The 17,684-nt window shown below is 69.5% G+C and carries 15 protein-coding genes; 4 read left to right on the forward strand and 11 right to left on the reverse strand.

The genetic code is table 11. The features are described from left to right. The 3 genes from KOI35_RS25210 to KOI35_RS25220 are packed head-to-tail and all read left to right on the forward strand — an operon-like array spanning nt 1 to nt 2,922. Entirely contained in the window at nt 1-1,257 is a 1,257-nt protein-coding gene (locus KOI35_RS25210) for a nucleotide sugar dehydrogenase (protein WP_215790693.1), read from the forward strand. Next, complete coding sequence (locus KOI35_RS25215) at nt 1,254-1,922, forward strand: sugar transferase (protein ID WP_215790695.1); 669 nt, start codon at nt 1,254-1,256, stop codon at nt 1,920-1,922. The genes KOI35_RS25210 and KOI35_RS25215 overlap by 4 nt, the downstream gene beginning before the upstream one ends. Then, nucleotides 1,903-2,922: an aspartate aminotransferase family protein gene (locus tag KOI35_RS25220; protein ID WP_215790696.1), complete on the forward strand. Its 1,020-nt coding sequence runs from the start codon at nt 1,903-1,905 to the stop codon at nt 2,920-2,922. The genes KOI35_RS25215 and KOI35_RS25220 overlap by 20 nt, the downstream gene beginning before the upstream one ends. A 568-nt stretch (nt 2,923-3,490) precedes the next feature. On the opposite strand, the gene KOI35_RS25225 is transcribed toward KOI35_RS25220, so the two are convergent. The 3 genes from KOI35_RS25225 to KOI35_RS25235 all read right to left on the reverse strand — a co-directional run bounded on the left by KOI35_RS25225 (nt 3,491) and on the right by KOI35_RS25235 (nt 6,066). Beyond that, on the reverse strand, nt 3,491-3,934 hold the full coding sequence (locus tag KOI35_RS25225; RefSeq protein WP_215790698.1) for a GNAT family N-acetyltransferase: 444 nt from the start codon (nt 3,932-3,934) through the stop codon (nt 3,491-3,493). Between the two features lie 774 nt (nt 3,935-4,708). Further along, nucleotides 4,709-5,668 carry a DUF1152 domain-containing protein gene (locus KOI35_RS25230; RefSeq protein ID WP_308121141.1) on the reverse strand — a complete coding sequence of 320 codons (960 nt, stop codon included), beginning with the start codon at nt 5,666-5,668 and terminating at the stop codon, nt 4,709-4,711. Next, complete coding sequence (locus KOI35_RS25235) at nt 5,662-6,066, reverse strand: SRPBCC family protein (RefSeq protein WP_215790700.1); 405 nt, start codon at nt 6,064-6,066, stop codon at nt 5,662-5,664. The genes KOI35_RS25230 and KOI35_RS25235 overlap by 7 nt, the downstream gene beginning before the upstream one ends. 39 nt (nt 6,067-6,105) lie before the next feature. Here KOI35_RS25235 and KOI35_RS25240 point away from each other — a divergent pair, with 39 nt between their 5' ends. After that, nucleotides 6,106-6,678: a dihydrofolate reductase family protein gene (locus KOI35_RS25240; RefSeq protein ID WP_215790702.1), complete on the forward strand. Its 573-nt coding sequence runs from the start codon at nt 6,106-6,108 to the stop codon at nt 6,676-6,678. Here KOI35_RS25240 and KOI35_RS25245 read toward each other — a convergent pair. The 8 genes from KOI35_RS25245 to KOI35_RS25280 are packed head-to-tail and all read right to left on the reverse strand — an operon-like array spanning nt 6,669 to nt 17,667. Next, nucleotides 6,669-7,673 carry a GNAT family N-acetyltransferase gene (locus KOI35_RS25245; RefSeq protein ID WP_215790704.1) on the reverse strand — a complete coding sequence of 335 codons (1,005 nt, stop codon included), beginning with the start codon at nt 7,671-7,673 and terminating at the stop codon, nt 6,669-6,671. The two genes, KOI35_RS25240 and KOI35_RS25245, sit on opposite strands and share 10 nt — an antisense overlap. Before the next feature lie 3 nt (nt 7,674-7,676). Then, on the reverse strand, nt 7,677-8,888 hold the full coding sequence (locus KOI35_RS25250) for an FAD-dependent monooxygenase (RefSeq protein WP_215790706.1): 1,212 nt from the start codon (nt 8,886-8,888) through the stop codon (nt 7,677-7,679). Nucleotides 8,889-8,897: 9 nt separating this feature from the next. Next, a complete protein-coding gene (locus KOI35_RS25255) occupies nt 8,898-9,911 on the reverse strand; it encodes a GNAT family N-acetyltransferase (RefSeq protein ID WP_215790707.1) in 1,014 nt (337 codons plus the stop codon). A gap of 11 nt (nt 9,912-9,922) precedes the next feature. After that, a complete protein-coding gene (locus tag KOI35_RS25260) occupies nt 9,923-11,065 on the reverse strand; it encodes a hypothetical protein (protein ID WP_215790709.1) in 1,143 nt (380 codons plus the stop codon). Next, entirely contained in the window at nt 11,062-12,255 is a 1,194-nt protein-coding gene (locus KOI35_RS25265) for an O-antigen ligase family protein (RefSeq protein ID WP_215790711.1), read from the reverse strand. The genes KOI35_RS25260 and KOI35_RS25265 overlap by 4 nt, the downstream gene beginning before the upstream one ends. Continuing rightward, complete coding sequence (locus KOI35_RS25270) at nt 12,252-13,523, reverse strand: lipopolysaccharide biosynthesis protein (RefSeq protein ID WP_215790713.1); 1,272 nt, start codon at nt 13,521-13,523, stop codon at nt 12,252-12,254. Before KOI35_RS25270 ends, KOI35_RS25265 begins: the two co-directional genes overlap by 4 nt. Continuing rightward, nucleotides 13,516-16,188 carry a polysaccharide biosynthesis tyrosine autokinase gene (locus tag KOI35_RS25275; RefSeq protein ID WP_215790715.1) on the reverse strand — a complete coding sequence of 891 codons (2,673 nt, stop codon included), beginning with the start codon at nt 16,186-16,188 and terminating at the stop codon, nt 13,516-13,518. Before KOI35_RS25275 ends, KOI35_RS25270 begins: the two co-directional genes overlap by 8 nt. A 3-nt stretch (nt 16,189-16,191) precedes the next feature. After that, entirely contained in the window at nt 16,192-17,667 is a 1,476-nt protein-coding gene (locus KOI35_RS25280) for a glycosyltransferase family 4 protein (RefSeq protein WP_215790717.1), read from the reverse strand. Nucleotides 17,668-17,684: the final 17 nt, after the last annotated feature.

Raw genomic sequence — 17,684 nt, forward strand, 5'->3', positions numbered from 1 at the left:
ATGCGGGTCGTCATCGTCGGTCAGGGATACGTCGGGCTGCCCCTCGCGGTCCGGGCGGCCCGGGTCGGCCACCACGTCGTCGGCTTCGACGTCGACGACGAGCGGATCAAGCGGCTGGCCGCGGGCGAGTCCTACGTGGACGACGTCTCCTCGGCCGACCTGCGCGAGCTGCTCGACGCCGGAACCTTCCACCCGTCGGCCGATCCGCGGTCGTGCGCGGGCTTCGACATCGCGGTCATCGCCGTGCCCACGCCCCTGCGCGAGGGCACACCCGACCTCAAATACATCGAGGAGTCGGCCCGCACCCTGGCCCGCTACCTGCGGCCGGGCGCGACCGTGGCGCTCGAGTCGACCACCTATCCCGGCACCACCACCGACCTGGTCGCGCCCCTGCTCGAAGAGGGCTCCGGGCTGATCGCGGGCGACGACTTCTTCCTCGGCTACAGCCCCGAGCGCATCGACCCGGGCAACCGCGAGTGGACGCTGGAGACGACACCCAAGGTGGTCTCGGGCATCAACCCGGCGTCGCTGGAACGGATCGACGCGTTCTACCGCCAGATCGTGGCCAAGACCGTGCCGGTCGCCGACTGCAAGACGGCCGAGCTGGCCAAGCTCCTCGAGAACACGTTCCGGCACGTCAACATCGCGCTCGTCAATGAGCTCGCCGTCTTTGCCCACGCCCTCGGCATCGACGTGTGGGAGGCCATCGACGCCGCGTCGTCCAAGCCGTTCGGCTATCTGCGCTTCGTGCCCGGGCCCGGCGTCGGCGGCCACTGCCTGCCGATCGACCCGTCCTACCTGTCCTGGCGCGTGCAGCGGACCCTCGGCCAGAGCTTCCGCTTCGTAGAGCTGGCCAACGACATCAACAACCACATGCCGGATTACGTCGTACGCCGTCTGGTCGCGGCCCTGAACACACAACGCAAGGCGGTCAACGGCTCGACCATCCTGCTGCTCGGCCTGGCCTACAAGAAGAACAGCGGCGACGCCCGCGAATCGCCGGCCCGCCGGGTCGCCTCACTGCTGCTCGACATGGGCGCCGACGTGCGGGCGGCCGACCCCCACGTGGTCGAGGACGCGCAGGTCGACCGGCGCGTCGTGCGGGTCTCCCTGACCGCTGCGCAACTGGCCGAAGCCGACGCGGTGGTGCTGCTGGCCGACCACGACGAGTTCGACCTTTCCCTCATCGCCGAGAACGCGGCGTACGTGCTCGACACCCGCCGCCGCCTGACCGGAGAGAACGTGGAGACGCTGTGAAGCTCTGGGACTTCGCCAACCGTCTGACCGCCGCCGTCGCCCTGATCCTGCTGTCCCCGGTGCTGCTCGTCGTGTCGCTGTGGATCCGGCTCGCCGACGGGCCCGGCATCCTGTTCGTGCAGGACCGGGCCGGGCTGCGCGGGAAACCGTTCCGCATGCTCAAGTTCCGCTCGATGGTGCACGATTCGGTCGCGCTGAGCGGTTCGCTCGGCATCGACGACCCGTTCGGTCTGGTCGAGAACGATCCCCGGATCACCCGGTGCGGCCGCTTCCTGCGCCGGACCAGCCTGGACGAGTTGCCGCAACTGCTCAACGTGGTGGCCGGCCACATGCGCCTGGTCGGGCCGCGCCCCGACGTGCTGCCGCAGGTGGCCAACTATTCGCCGCTGGACGCCCGGCGCCTCGAGGTGAAGCCCGGCATCACCGGTTGGGCCCAGGTCAACGGCCGCGACGACATCGACTGGCCGCAGCGCTTCATCCTCGACCGCTGGTACGTCGACCACTGGTCGCCGATGCTCGACCTGCGCATCATCGTGCGCACTTTCGCCGACCTGCGCCGCGGCGAGCCACCCGTGCATGTCGACACGCTCAACATCGCTCGCTCCACGTCCACGTCCCCTTCGTTCTCCTCCTCGGAGGATCGGAATGTCGAGCGCGCGGCCTGAGATCGGCTCGGAGTTCCACTGGGACCCGGCCGTCCTGCTCGATGATGCGCGGGACGGCCACCTCCCCGCCGGCTCCGAGTTGTTCGCCACCGGTTGCGGGGCGATCAGTGCGCTGCTGCGGCGGCTCGCGTTACCCGGCCGGTTGCACGTTCCGTCGTTCTTCTGCACGGGCGTGGCCGAGGCGCTCAGCAAAGACATGCCGCTGGCCTGGTACCGCCACCTGCCCGACGGCCACGGCCCCCACCTGGACACCCTGCAGGCCGAGCCCGGCGACATCGTGCTCGCGCAGAACCTGTTCGGCCGCGAGGACGGCTCCGCCTGGCGCGCCTGGATCACCGCCCACCCCACCGTGACCGTCCTCGAAGACCATTCACACGATCCGTTCGGCCCGTGGGCGAGAACGAGCATTTCCCCGTACGCCGTAGCGTCCCTCCGCAAAACCCTGCCCGTCCCCGACGGCGGTCTGCTCTGGTCACCCCTGGGCCTGGACCTGCCCGCCCCCACCGGTCGTCCGAGCGAGGGCGCCCACCTCAAGCTGACCGCGATGCTGCTCAAATCCGCCTGGCTCGACGGACACACCGCGGCCAAGGACGTGTTCCGCACCTTGCAACAGCAGGGCGAACACACCCTGCTGGGCAGCGACGCCCCCGCGTCCGCCTTCACCACGGCAGTGCTGCCACTGCTCGACATCCCCGCCGTGCGCTCCGCGAGCACCCGAAACGCCCGCGCCCTGTCCGCCCTGCTCGACCTGGACTGGTCGGTCCCCGAGGGCGCCGCCCCCTTCCGCGTCCAGCTGACCAGCAACACCCGCGACACCTTGCTGGCGCACCTGGCCGCGCACGGCGTCTTCGCTCCAGTGCATTGGCGCCAGTCCCGAGACGCCTTCTGGAGCGGCGACGAGGAGGCCGCCACCTGGGCCGACCGCATCCTCACCGTCCCGGTCGACCACCGCTGCACACCCTCCGACATCCACCGCTTGGCCACCCTGCTCAAGCCCTGACCCATCCCCGTCACATGCCGGCCACCTGCCGTAGCCGCGGCTCGTTGCGGTCGCATGTCGGCTGTAGTGCCGGACCCACCTGCCGTCGTCACGGCTTGTTGGTCGCATGCTGGCTGTCGTGCGGGCGCCTCGGCTGGCTGCGGTCGCGTGTTGCCCGCAGTGCTGTCGCTTTGATTGGTTGCGACCGCATGTTGCCCGCAGTGCTGTCGCTTTGATTGGTTGCGGCCGCACATTGCCCGCAGTGCTGTCGCTTTGATTGGTTGCGTCCGCACATTGGCTGTCGTGCGGTCGCCTTGGCTCGTCGTGGTCCATGTCGGCCGCCCTGCCGGCGCCTCGGATCGCGCGGTGACGTGTCACGATGGTGACGTCCGGGTGGGCCGAGTTGGCCGCTTGCTGATGCCCTCGGCTCGCTGCGGTCGAACGGTGAGGTCGTGCTGGCGTCGTGGTTCGTTGCGGTGACGAGTCGGCTGTCGCGGTGGCGCTTTGGCTGGTTGCGGTCGCGTGTTGACGCCTTGGGTCGCTGCTGTCACATGTTGGCTGCCCGGCTGACCACCTTGAGCTGCCGCGGTCAGGTCAGCGTGAGGGCGTAATGGCGGTACTGACCCTCGTCTTGGGTGTGCTTGAAGCCGTGCCGGACGTACAGCGCCTCGGCCGGGTTGCTGTGGAAGACGGCCAGCGCCAGAGCCGTGTGCCCGAAGGTGCGGGCGTCGTTCATGTATGCCCGCAGCAGAGCAGCCCCGCGCCCACGGCCCCGGAACGCGGCCAGGACGTGGATGGTGGTCAGTGTCGCCCGGTTGTCGATGACGTCCCAGGCCGCGTAGCCCACTGGCTCGCCGTCGGCCTCGAGGATCAGCGTGTGTTCCAGGCACTCGATCCAGCGGGCCAGGTGCCGGTCGGTCGCCGCCGCCCAGCGGGCCTCGTGTTCCGGCTCGATCTCCCTCATGTAGGCGGCCTCACCGCGCCACAACAGAGGAAGGTCTTCGACCCGCGCCCGCCGCAGCACATCAGCCACGCCGTCGATCTTGCCACCCCCACTCACGCTCGTCGCGTCGCTGTCGGGCGTCTCGATCGCGGTGCGCCGGCTGGTCGCCGCATCCGGATTCCTGCGGGCGTCGGATCCAGCTGAGGACCTGGCGCAGACCCCGAGGTGGCGGTAGCGCGCGGGACGGCCGAATTCGACGTAGACGTCGCCCCCGCGTTCAATGGGCGCGTGCCGGTGGAGTCGAGTGGGCAGGGCAGCTGTTGGGACGCCGTGCGGCATGGAGCCGAGTGGCGCGACGGTTTGACTGCTCTGCACGAGCGAGGTTGGCGGGCGCGCCTGACTTGTGCTGCTGCGCCGGTCCAAGTCGAGGGAACGCTGCCGGGCGGGGACCTCTTCTACTTCCGGGCGCGTCACGGTGAGGCCTGTCTGGCCGTGGGCGGTCCGGATCCCTCCGACGTGCCCCGGTGGGAGATGTGCGAGGCGCACCCGGATGCCAGCTATCTGCCGGCCGTTGACGGGCTGTCGATCATGAGCAGGCTCGCAGCGGTGTACCAAGCAGAAGACCTCGCCTGACCCGCTTCGCGGGCCACGGACGGCCGATTCGGGGCGAGAGCTGAGAAGATGGGGGAGCGCGAAGGCGGCAGCCCGGTGCTTCAGCTGCTTGCGCGAATCAGGAAAGCTGCTCGGCGCGGAGTGGCGGTTCGGGGAGTTGAAGGTGCTGCTCGCCACCCAACAGTTCCTGGCGGCCGAAAAGGCTCATCTGCCTGCACTGCGCCGCCGGCCACGGCCTGCGAGCCGTCCGGGTCAGTGCGGATACGCCCGGGGGATCCGGGTTGTGACCTCGTGGCGGAAGGCCTCGATCCGGCTGATCACCTGGCGGCGGCCGACCGTGTTCTCGATGCGGTCGAGGTACAGGCAGCGCGCGGCCAGCTTGTCCAGGTCGACGGTGAAGTAGATGGCCATCAGCGGATTCACGAACAGGGCGCTTCCGCTCGTACGCCGAGTGAACTGCACGTCTCCGAAGGCGCCGGCCGTGGCGGCGGCGATCTGACCGTTCACGATCGACGGGCGGTCGGGGGTGGCGGCCGCGGCGTGGGCCACGGCGTCGCGATACAGCTGAGCCTCGCGGCTCGAGCCGGGAATGGACAACGCGCCCAGGTAGCCGCCCTCGCGGTCGAGTGCGGCCAGGTTTTCCAGCACCTGCACGTGGTTGACGCCGTCGTTGGCGTCGATGCCGAAACCGAGGCAGGTCACCAGTTTCACGCCCACGTCGAGGCCGGCCACGGCGGCCACACTGGTCAGGTCTTCGACGGGGGTGCCGAGACCGTTCTCGTCGCCGCGCAGCAGGATGTCGGTGCCGCCGTCGACCAGGACGATCGCGTCGAGGTCGAGCCGGTCGATCAGGAACTGGTAGGCCTCGCGCAATGTCTGGACACCGAGCGGCGGGAACGCGTACACCGTGGAAGGAAGTTGATTGTCGGACAGCCAACCGGCGAGCGCTCCCTCGGGGAAGTACCAGTCGGGGCTGGCCGTCGCCGGGGTCACCTCGACGACGTGTTCGGACAGCCACGATTCGCGGTCGACCAGCTCGAGCTCGGAGAACGACAAGTTGGCCAAGTGAACGTCGACGCCGCTGGACCACAGCGCGAGGGCGAGCGGCAGACCGGCGTAGACGTCGAAGCCACCACCGGCCCCGGCGATCAGGATGCGGCGGGCGGACGACAGGGCGGCGAACAGCGGCGGGGTGGCCAGCGAGGTCAGCACGCGGACTCGAGCACCTCTTTGATCTCCAGGATGCCTCGGCCAACCCGGGCCTGCACGGCGGGCGCCAGGGCGTGCGGCAGCACGTCGGTGAGCCAGACCAGGTGGCTGCCGGCGCCGGCCTCGAAGACCTGGAAGCTGGCGTGGTGGTAGGTCAGCGGGAGCTTCTGGCCCTCGACCACGGCGTAGGCCAGGCGGCGGTCGGTGTGGTCGATCGCCACGATCAGCTCGCGGATCTCGGAGCCGTCCGGCATGGTCAGGATGCGGATGTCGCCCTCGATACGGGCGTCGGCGACGCGGCCGGGCAGCAGGCGGTGGTGCACGGCACCCACGTCGGCGATCGCTTCCCAGGCCGACGACGCGGACACGTCGAGGAAAGTCTCCACGCGGACGGTTGTCATACCCGGAGCCTACGATGAGCGGCGAGGACGGGAGGCCCCGTGGGCGGTCGGTTCGTGTACTGGATGAACGTGTCGGCCGATCTGCGGATCGAGCACGCCGCCGGTGAGCAGGGTGGCGGCGAGTGGATGCGGATCGGCGAGCCGCTGCACCGCGAGTTCAACCGGCGGGCGCGGGCGCTCTCGGCGATGGTCCAGGGGCGCACGATCTACGAGACCATGGAGGGCTTCTGGCCCGCCGCGCGTGCGGACGAGTCGCTGCCCGACTTTCTGCGGGAGTACGGCGAGATCTGGACATCAAAACCGAAGATCCTGGTTTCCCGTACGCGGACAAGCGCCGGACACAACACGACAGTGGCCGCGTCGATCGAGGAACTGGCCGAGCTGAAGAGCCGGACCGAGGGCGACATCGGGGTCGGCGGCGCGACGGTGGCTACCGGTCTGCTGCGGGCCGGGCTGCTCGACGAGTTGCTGCTCTTCACGCACCCGGTCGTCCTCGGCGCCGGTCGCCCGCTGTTCGACGACCAGGTCGCCCCCGTCGAGCTCGACCTGCTGGAACACGAGGCCTTCGACGAGGGCGTCCTGTTGCATCGATACGAAGTGCGTTATCGGTAGGGCGGGAAACGGCCCATCAAGGAATCAGCAGTGGCCGGGCCGGCCAGTTTTTCGAAGTTGCACGGGTCGGTGATCACGCGCCAGGTGTGGAAGTCCTGGCGCCCCGACCCGAACTGCGACTTGTAGCGGAACAACGAATCGGCCGAGCCGCCGACCCCGCCGCCCAGGTGGTACACCGTGTTGCCGCGGTCGCGGCCCCACATCCGTACGGCGTGGTAAAGCAGTTTGTCGGCGTAGTGGATCGGTGCGTCCGCGGTGGATTGCAGGTGGGTGTGCATGGTGCCCGCGTACTCGAAGAACAGGTTGCCCCCGAGGACCTCGCCGTCGAGAGTCGCCACGGCGAGATGAACATGGTCGGCGAGAGCCGTGCGCAGCCGGTGGAAATGGGCGGCGCTGAAGAAGTAGAAGGCGGTCGCCCCGACGCGGCGCATCGTGGCGTGGTAGGTGTCGATCCATTCGTCGAACCGGGACCAGTCGTCGAAGGTGATCTCGACTCCGGCCCGGGTGGCCTTGCCGATCTGGTTGCGGTGACTGCGATGGGTCTGCGACCACAGCTCGTCGGGGCTGAGCGTGAGGTCGATCGAGACGGTCTCGCCGTGGTTCACCAGCGTGCCGGCGACGGCCAGAGCCTCCGAGTGGCCGGGAAGCAACGGATGGAGCCGCGCGAACGCGGTGACCACCCCCTCGGTGCAGAGGAGTTCGGTCATCGTGCCGGCCGCACGTGACCAGAAGGCAGCGTCATCACTGCCCACGGGGCCCGGATACCCGTACGGGGAAATCGCGTCCTGCAGGTCGGTGTCGGGCACCGGCCGGAGCAGCAAGGGGAGGAGAAAGACGCGTCCCGCCTCGTCGTATCGGTAGGCCACCGGAGTGCCGCCGGTCAGGCCGGCGTCGAGCCGCACGTACTCGGGGATGTGGTAGATGTCATGCCGGACCCGGTCGAGCGCCTCCGTCCAAGCCGGATCCTGGGGTGACAGCAGTGCGGCATCTGCCATAGGTCAACCTCCTGTTAGTAGGGGAACTCCCATCTCGGCGTCGGGGCGGCGCCGAGCGCGGTTCCATCGCCGGGCGCTCAGGGCCGACCGCAGCATCGCGCGCGGAACCGAGCGCTGGGTGCTCAGGTGCAACAGGTACCGCCACAATGGATACTCGCCGCGGCGGTTGGACAGGGCATAGGAGAACTGCGCGGAGGGCAGATCCGCGTATTCGGGCATCCGCTCGAACCATTCGCTGCTGGCCAGCGCGGCCCGCTGCAACGGGACGAGGTCGGCGCGGCGGCGGTGCTCGTAGCGCTCGAGGGCAACCGGCAGCGGGGCGCCCGAGGCGACCGCGTCGGCCAGCGCCATGGCGTCCTGCATGGCCAGCTTGGTGCCCGAGCCGATCGCGAAGTGGGTGGTGTGCGCGGCGTCGCCCATCAGCACCACGTTGCCGTTGTCCCAGCGCTGGTTGGTGACCCGGCGGAAGCTCATCCAGCCGGTACCGCCCGCCTCGGCCCGATGGTCGATCAGCCGTTCGCCGCCCAGGTGCCGGGCGAAGATGGTCTCGAGCCGGGCGCATCCGGCCGCCCCGTCGAGCCGGTCGAGCTCCAGCGCCGACCAGACCGCGGGTGTGCACTCGACGATGAACGTGCTGGTGCCGTCGTCGAACGGGTAGGCGTGGTACCAGATCCAGCCCGCGTGTGTCTTTTCGAAGCCGAACGTGAACGTGTCGAAGACATGTTTGGTGCCGAGCCAGATGTACTTGTTGCGACCCATGTCGACCGACGCGCCGAAGTGGGACGCGTCCTGTGACCGGATCGCCGAGCCCGCCCCGTCACATGCCACTACCAGGTCCGCGTCCGGAACGACCGACAAATCGGACGAGTATCGGATGTCGACCCCGAGCTCCGAGGCGCGCGTGCCGAGGATCGACAGCAATTTGTGGCGGCCCAGACTGAATCCGTAGCCGGGCAGGTGGGAGACCGACTTGCCGGTCGCGCGCACCTCGTACTCGTCCCACCGGCAGGCCGCGTCCGAGATCCGGCGGGCACTGACCGGGTCGTACGCGAAAAGGTCGTCCAGAAGGTCGTCCCAGAAGACGACCCCCCAGCCGTACGTGACGCCGGCCGGATTGCGTTCCAGCACGGTGACGTCGTGCGCGGGGTCGGCCAGTTTGGCCAGCACCGCGAAGTAGAGACCGGCGGGCCCGCCGCCGACACAGGTGATCCGCATGGCGCGCTCCTAGCGATAGGGCGGGAAAGTCCCCGATTCGTCGGTCTCACGACCCAGGGCAAAGACCATTTCCTCGTACGCGGGCCGGTCGGCCACGATCCGCCAGGTGTGGAACGGATGACGCCGCGGGGAGAACCCGGCCTTGTACGTGAACAGCGAGTCCTCGGCGCCACCCTTGCCCCCGCCGAGGTGGAACACCGTGTCGCCACGGGACTTGCACCATCGCCGGACCTCGTCGTAGAGCATCTCGTCGGCGTACCGCTTGGGCGCCCGCCGCGTCGAGGACACGTATCCGGTGGCAATGCCGTGATGCTCGAAGAAGGTGTTGCCCCCGACCACCTCGCCGTCCTCGAGCGCCACGGCCAGGTGCATGCGGTCGCCCATCAGGTCGTGCATGGCGACCAGGTGCTCGCGGGTGAAGAAGTAGTAGTCCGACGCGCCGACCCGCCGCATGTTGTCGTGATAGACGTCGACCCACTCGCCGAGCCGGTCCCAGTCGTCGAACACGACCTCGGTGCCCGCCCGCCGCGCCCGGTTGATGTGGTTGCGGTGATCGCTGCGCGTTTGTGACCACATCTCCTCGTGGCTGACCGTGAGGTCCATCGAGACGGTGTCGCCGTGGTGCACCATCGTGCCGAACCGGCTCAGCAACGGCAGCGGGGCGGGCAGCAGCGGGTGCATCCGGACGAACGCGGTCACCACACCCTCGCCCCGCAGCGTCTCGAGCATGGCCATGCAGGCCCGCTCCCAGAAGTCCCGGTCGCCGGGCATCGCGTCGCTGGCCGGGCCCGGGTAGCCGTACGGGGAAATCGCATCGCGCAGACCCGTGCCCGGGATCTCGCGCAGGATGAGCGGGAGCAGGAGTTGCCGGCTGCCGTCGGAATACCAGAAGGCGGCCGGGGTGCCGGAGGTCAGCGCCGCGTCCAGGGTGATGTATCCGGGCAGGTGGTACGTGTCGTGCCGGGTGCGGTGCAGAGCCTCCTTCCATTCGCGTGCCGCCGGTCCCACGAGCGCAGCAGTCATGTCTTTCTCCTTTACGGACGCAGGATCCGCGCATTGAGCGCCATGTTGGCGGCGAACTGGTCGTTGACCACGCGATGACTCTCCAGCCGCTGCTGGACCCCCGGGTCGAAGCGGCCGAGCTTGACGAAGCCGTCCGAGAGCCATCCGTTGTCGGCACCGGTGCCGTCCACGTAGGCGCGATAGGTTGTGCCGCCGGGCCAGACGACCCGGGTCAGCAGGCGGGAGAAGGCCGCCATATCGGTCTTGGTCCAGGTGGTGCCGTGGTCACGGGCCTCCACCACGTACGCCATGACACCGTTGCCGTGGCTGACGTCCTGTCCCGGCCGCGCACCGGAACCCCAGACGTCGCTCCAGAAATAGGCCGTGGCCTCGGCCGGGTTGCGCCGCATCTGCTGTTTGAGGCCGCCGCTCTGGCCGGGCATGTGCTGGTCGACGTCGGCGACAACGCGTTGATATCGCGCACGACGCGCGGTGTCGGCGGTGACCAGGGACAGGTTCTGAGCGATCAGGGCCCAGTGTGAGGCCATGTGGGTACGCTCGCGATAGATGGTGTCGTCGGGGCCGCGCGAGTACCACTTCTCGAACACGTGCTTCTCGGCGAACGAGAGCAGCCGGGTGTAGCGGGCCCGGTACGCCGAATTGGCGTACACGGAAGGGTTTTGCCGGATGGCCGTGAGCAAGGCCGTGCCGTACCGCCAGAAATAGCTCTCATAGAGCGGCACCTCGGTGCCGTCCTCCTGCGCGCTCGTCCAGCCGAGGTAGCCGCCGCGCACTCCCTTGGCCGTGCCGACCACGTTCTCGGTGTATTGCAGGGCGCGGTCGAGGTAGCGATTCTCGCCGGTGGCCCGGAACATGGCGACGAGAGCATCCACTGTGTACGAAACGTTGTAGTGGTCCCAGCTGTCGCCCGAGCGGGTCATCGGCAGGGCCGTGCGGGTCTGGTAGTCCCAGGAACGCAGGAACATCTCGGCCCAGTGGCTGACCGGTTTGAGGGTGGCCGCCGCGACCGCCGGGCCCTCGGGTTCGGCCGGCAGCGGGCTCATCACCTGAGCGGCGTCGTCTTCCCGGACGCCGCAGGCCACGGCCGTGCCCGCCGCGGCCGCCACACCCAGAGCGCCCAATCCCCCCAGCAACAGAGCCCGTCGAGCGATCATGCGTGCACCTCCTCACGTACCGGGGCCACCGCCGGCACCACGGCGGCCGCCGCGGCCAGTGCGGCGAACATCCAAGCCAGCCGTGAGTCGTAGTAGTCACCGGAGAACAGGCTGCTCAGCCCGACGAACACCGCCGCCGAAACCGCCAGCCCGGTCAGTTTCGGGCGGTGGCCACCGCCGTACACCGTCTTTGTCCACAACAACACGGCCGTGGTGAGCAGCCCGATGCCGATCAGGCCACCCTCGGCCGCGACGGCGAGCACATAGTTGTGCGGGTATTCCACGAACTGGTTGACGCCGATGATCCCGTAGAAGCCGTCCAGCCCGGCCCCCGCGATCGGATGGTCGACCGCGAGCTGCCACGCCGCCGCCCAGATGCTGGTGCGGTCGGACAGATAGCGTTCCTGCACGGTCTGCTCGACGAACCTCTCCTGGAACAGGCTGGTGAACGCGGGCGGCGCGAACGCCCAGATCACGGTCACGGCCGCGGCCACGAAGACGAACGCGCCCGCCACCGCCCCCGGATGCAGCCGGCGCCGGATCTTGAACAGGGCCACCCCGCCCACCGCGGCCGCCGCCAGCAGACCGGCCCGCGAACCGGAGAGCACGGCGGCCAGGCCGAACAGGGGAGTGGCGAGCAGCCACAGCAACCGGCGGTGGATCATCGCCAGCGCGATCGCACTGATCACGCCGAGGATCTCGATGCGGACGAAGACGTTGGGGCCGCCGCCGAAGGCCGAGTAGCGGCCCTGCTCGCCCGGCCCGTTGATGAACAGGGCGGCCAGCGCGAACACGATCGCGGCCACATAGAACAGCAGGAACGCCTGGCGCACGACGGTTTCAGGGTCGCCCACGGCGTACAGGTAAAGGGCTATGACCAGCGCACCCATGAGCAGCAGGTCGACGGTCTGCGGGCCGACCCGCGAGGCCGACGGCGCCCACAGGCCGGAGGCGATCTGGAACAGGAAGAACAGCACCATCGCGACGAGCCAGCCCTCACGCGTTCTCGGCGCCGGCGTGGCCGGCCGCCGGGCCACGTCGATGATGAGGACGGTCAGGGCCAGCAGCAGCCCGACCACGCGCAGGTCGACCCAGACCAGGTCGGGATAGCCGGCGCGGTCGAGCGTGAACCGGCCGCCGATCGCCACCAGGATCAACAGCAGGCCGGGAGCCGTCAGCGTCCGTTTCACTCCTTGCCGCCCGTCACCCGGTTGGTGATCAGCGCGAACAGCAGGCACGAGCCGTACCCGATCAGCGAACCGTAGGCGGCGCCCAGGATGCCGAACGGCGGGATCAACAGCAGATAGGCGGCGAAGCTGACGACGAAACCGGTGATCTCGGCCGCCGACACCAGGCTGCCGCGGCCCTTGGCGATGAGCAGGCCCAGGGTGACCCGCGACACCGCGTACAGCCCGGCCGCCGCCACCAACGGCACCACGACCGACTTGGCCTGCGCGTATTCATGCCCGAAGACCGGCACGATCAGCAGGTAGAGCCCACCGGCCGCGATCGGCGCGACGACCAGGCAGTAGGCGGCCACCGCGAGCAGGATCGGCCGGGTCGGCAGACCGTCGGTGTTGTGCGCCTGCCGCCACTTGCCGAGCTTGGCGTCCGCGTACGCCCGGACCGGCCAGGCCAGAAGTTCGGTCATCGTGGCCACGGCGGTGTAGATGCCGAGCGCCGACGTCGAGGCGAGCGCGGGCAGGGCCAGCCGGTCCGAGCGCAGCATCGCCATGTTCGAGATCGCGGCCGGGAACAGGGACAACCCTTCCCGCCGGACCAGCCGGTTGTGGTCGGGCGCCTCCGGACCGGGCCTCCGCAGCCAGACGATCAGGTAGGCCACCGTCGGCAGCAGCCCCGCCACCAGATAGGCGACGATCCAGATGGCCGGCGTGGTGGTGTTGGCCAGATAGAGGACGACGAGCAGCGCGAGCAGGATCAGCGCCTCGACGATCCGGCAGATCAGGAAGTCGCCCACCCGCCCGGCCGCGATGGCGATCGAACGCGTGGCCAGCCCGGCCACCTCGACCAGCGTGTAGGCCGCGATCAGCCCGATGACGAGCAGCCCCGGGTTGTAGTGATGCGGCGCCAGCACTTCATAACCCGCCGCCAGCAGAAGCCCGACACCACAAGGAACAACCAGCAGTTTCCCGTACGCCTTCACCGCCGCGGCCGGGGTCACCTCGTGATAACTGGCGACGAAGCTACGTTCGGTGCCGAGCAGCATGAACTGGGTAGCCAGGTAGACGACCTGCAGCATCAGCGCGACCTCACCCCGATGGGCCGGCGCCAGGGCCCGCACCATCAGGATGTTGGCCACAAAGGCGACGCCACCGGTCAGCAGCTGAGAGGCGAAGAGCTGCACGTACGGCTCCCGCAGCAGCCCGCCGACCCAGGCCGCCGCACTCTTTTTCGCGACCGGTTCGGTGAGCGGGCGCTCCGCCTGGAGCTCACTCATGCCCGTTCTCTTCCGTGGGCTCGTCCTCGGCCACGGCGGCTTTCCCCTGCACGACAGCTTTCCCGTGCCCGTTGAGCGAAACCGCGGCCCGGTCCGCCCGCACCGGCGGCACAATCCGCTGCGTGATCATGCCGTCGTCCTCACCGCGCGGCCGCACCGGAAACAGCCGCTGCACCTTGTCCCCGTCGTCCTCCTCGTCCGGGCTGCGCGCCGCAGTCGTTTGTTGCGCGGTGGCGTCCGGGTCGTTCGGGTTGCGCGCCGCGGTCGTTTGTTGCGCGGTGGCGTCCGGGTCGTTCGGGTTGCGCGCCGCGGTCGTTTGTTGCACGGTCGCGTCCGGGTCGTTCGTGGCGGGGCTCTGGACCGTTCTGCCATCGGGTGTGCGCGTTGCGGTCTGTTGTTGCACGGTGGCGTCCGGGTCGTTTGGCGTGCGCGTGGTGCTCGTTGGTTGCGCGTTGTTGTCCGGGCCGCTCGGGTTGCGCGCGGTGGCCGTTTGTTGCGCGGTTTTGTCGGGGTCGTCGTCGGGGATGCGCGCTGCGCTCACTTGTTGCACGGTGGCGTCTGGGTCGTTCGGTGTGCGCGTGGTGTTCGCTTGTTGCACGTTGTTGTCCGGGTCGTTCGGTGTGCGCGTGGTGCTCGCTTGTTGCGCGTTGTTGACCGGATCGTTCGAGGTGCGCGCGGCGGTCGCTTGTTGCGCGTTGTTGGCAGGGGCGCCCGGGTTGCGCGACGTGGACGCCTGCTGCACGGTCACTTCATCGTTCGCCGCGCGCTGCTCGACGTCCGCGGTCCGGGTCACGGTCAGGCGCTGCACCTTGTCCCCGTCGTGCTCGCCCGGGCTCTGGATCGGGATGCGCTGAGTGCGCTCCACGTCCTCCGGCTCCGGCGGACGCACCGGGATGATGCGCTGAGTCCGGTCGCGGTCGTCGGCGGCCGGTCTTTGTATGTCTCGTCCGGCCGGGTTCTGCACGTCGGTGTCCGGCGCGTGCATCGTGCCGGGCGATCGCTGCGCGTTGTTGTTCGTCCCGTAAGCGGTGCCGCCCGCTGACTGCGCGTTGTTGTTCGTGCCGTAAGCCGGGCTAGCCGTTGATTGCACGTTGTTGCTCGTGCCGTATGCGGTGCCGCCCGTTGATTGCACGTTGTTGTTCGTGCCGTAGGCCGGGCCGGCCGCTGATTGCGCATCGGTGGGCGCCTTGTGTGCGATGTCGGCCGTTCGCCAGGTGGCCAGCGCCGTCTGCGAGACGTCGGTGTCGACCCGGGCCCGGCCGCTGACCGGGTTGGCCGGGGGCTGCGGCTCGTCGTGCGCGGGCGTGCCCAGCAGCGTGGTGACCAGCCCTGGGCTGTCGATCGGTTCGGTGATCGCGGGCGCCGCGGCCCGGGTGTCGGGCAGCCGCCGCGGCAGCGCGTTGAGCACCGCCCCGACCAGCCGCGCCCCGACCCGCTCGAGCAGGTCGGTCGAACGGCGCACGTCGGCCGTACGGGTGCGCCCGGCCCGCACCACCAGCAGCGCGCCGTCGGTCACCTTGCTGAGCACCGTCGCGTCGGCCACCGTGTGCAACGGCGGGGCGTCCACCAGCACCACGTCGAAGCGCCCGGCCAGCTCGCCGAAGGTCGCGGCCAGCCGCGGCGACGACAGCACCTCGCCCGGGTCGGGCCGTTTCTCGCCCGGCGGCAGCACGGTCAGCCGCCCGCCGAGCGGATCCCGCAGCACATCGCTCACCCGGGCCCGCCCGGCCAGCACATCGGCCAGGCCGGGGCCGGCGTCCATCGAGAGATAGCGGCCGACGCCGGGCGAGCGCAGGTTCCCGTCCACGAGCAGCACCCGCGCACCGGTCTCGGCCAGCGCGATCGCCAGCCCGCAGGCCACCGCGGTCGTCCCCTCCTTGGGGTTGGCCGCGGTCAGCAGCAGGGTGGTGCCCCGGGCCGAGGCGGCCTGCTTCTCGGTCACGTCGGCCGGCAGCAGGCTGCGCAAACGGCGGAAGGCCTCGGCGATCGCGGAGTCGGCCTGCCCCTTGCGGGCCCAACGCCCGCTGAGCGAGATGACACCGACCGTCCCGATCCCGAGCCGGCGCAGATCGTCCTCCTCGGCGACCGTCTTGCGGGTCGCCTCGCGCACCGCCACCCCGACTCCACCCACGAGGAGTCCGAGCACGGCCGAGAACCCGATGTTGCGCGCGAGGTTGCCCGGCTCCTGCGTGGTGACCGCATCCTGGGCGATGGTGATCTGCGGCGGTGGCCCGCTGTCGGCCGTCGTGGTCGGCGGGTCGAGCTTCTTGGCCAGCGCGACCAGCGCCGACGTGGCGTTGGTGACCATCGTCTTGCTGCGCGCGGCCGACGGGTCGGTGGCCGTCACGACGAGCAGGTCAGTGCCCGCCTGCACCTCGGCGGTCAGACTTTCCTGCACCCGTTCGGTGGTCAGCGGCGGGCCCATCTTGGCCACCACGTTCTGCGCCACCCGGGGCCCGGTCAGCAACGCGATGTACGAGTTGAGCCGGCTCGCCTTGGCGTCCGGATCGCCCGACCCGGTCGTCACGAACAGCACCATCGACGACCGGTAGGCCGGTTCCTGGGTCAGCGACAGCCCCGCTGCCGCCCCCATCGCCAGCAGGATCGGCACCACGATCCAGACCCATCGGCGCCGGCAGGCCCGCACATACTCGCGCAGTTCCACGCCTTACTCCCCGATCCCGTTCGCCGCCACAACACCGTTCGTGTTCGCCGCCGCCACGACGTTGCTCGGGTCGGCCGAATCGCTCATCGGTGGCGCACCACCGCTCGTTGTCGCCGGTCTGAGCGTTTCCCCGGACGCGTTGCGTTTTTCGCCGAGCGCGTCGCGAGTTGTCGCCGACCCATTCGTTTCCGTGTCGAGCGTTTCGGTCGACGTGTTGTGCGTTTGCGCGGCGTTGCTCGGGGTCGCGGACGCGTTGCGCGTTTTGCGCGCGGTAGCGGCCGCGCGATCGAGCACATCCGCGAAACGGTCGAACAGCATGTCGCGCGAGAACTGGTCGACCGCCAGCTTGTGCGCAGCGATGCGCGCCTGCGCCAGCCACGACTCGTCCCGGCAGTAGTGCGCGAACATCTCGCCCGCGGCGTCCGTGTCGGTCGGGTCGAGCACCAGCCCGGCCCCGGTCTCGTCGATCAGGTCGGCCTGCCAGCCGCCGTAGTTGACCGCGATCGGGCGCCCCGCGGCCAGCGCGTCGAAGAACTTGTTGGCCGAGTTCTCCCACAGCGCGCGAATCGGCCGCACGAAACTGGTCGACATCGTCGCCGCGCCGAGGATCACCGGCAGCTCGGACTTGGGCACCTTCTCCCACATCCGTACGGTGTCGTCGAGCAATCCGAGCTCGGCCGCCAGCCGCTTGGTCGGCTCCCACTCCTTGCCGTGCCCGACGATCAGCACCCGGATCTCGGGGTCCAGCTCGCGCATCCGCTTGGCCGCCCGCACCAGGTATTCCACGCCGTTCACGGCGCCCAACGCTCCGGTGTAGACGATCAGCGGCCGGTCACCCAGCCACTCGTGCCGAGCCCGGAACTGCGCTACCGCCGTGGGTTCGACCTCGAACAGAGCCAGATCAGCAGCGTTGGGGATCACGGTCGTACGGGAAGAGGGTCGTCGCCGGAGAACTCCCGCCGCCATGCCCGGCGAGAGCGCGACGACCTCGGAAGCGTTGCGGTAGGCGAAGTTGGCCAGCGCGCCGGCCGCACCGCGCAGCACCGGGTTACGCAGCGCGCCCATCTCGATCGGCACCTCGGGCCACAGATCGCGCACCTCGAACACGAACGGCACCCGGCGCATCTTGGCCGCGAGCACCCCGGGCACGGCCACGGTCAGCGGAGTGCTCGTGGCGAACACCAGATCGGCCTTCAAACGCGCAGCTTTCGCGGTGGCGACCACCATGAACTGAGCGAACGCGCGAATACGCCGTGCGTACGACATCGAGTTGTTGTACGGAATCGAGAACCAGTGGACCCGTACGCCGTCGTCCTCGGTCTGCCGCCACCCGGGCTGCCCCTGCGTGCCGGTGATGTCCGTGGTGATGACGTCGACCGTGTGTCCCCGCGCCACGAGCCGCCGGGCCTGTTCGTAGGAGCGGATGCCGCCGGCCATGCCCGGGTTGCAGTAGTACTGGTGGATATAGACGATGTGCATCCCGCTATCCCTTGGCT

Source organism: Paractinoplanes bogorensis, assembly GCF_018829635.1.
GTDB classification, from domain to species: Bacteria; Actinomycetota; Actinomycetes; order Mycobacteriales; family Micromonosporaceae; genus Actinoplanes; species Actinoplanes bogorensis.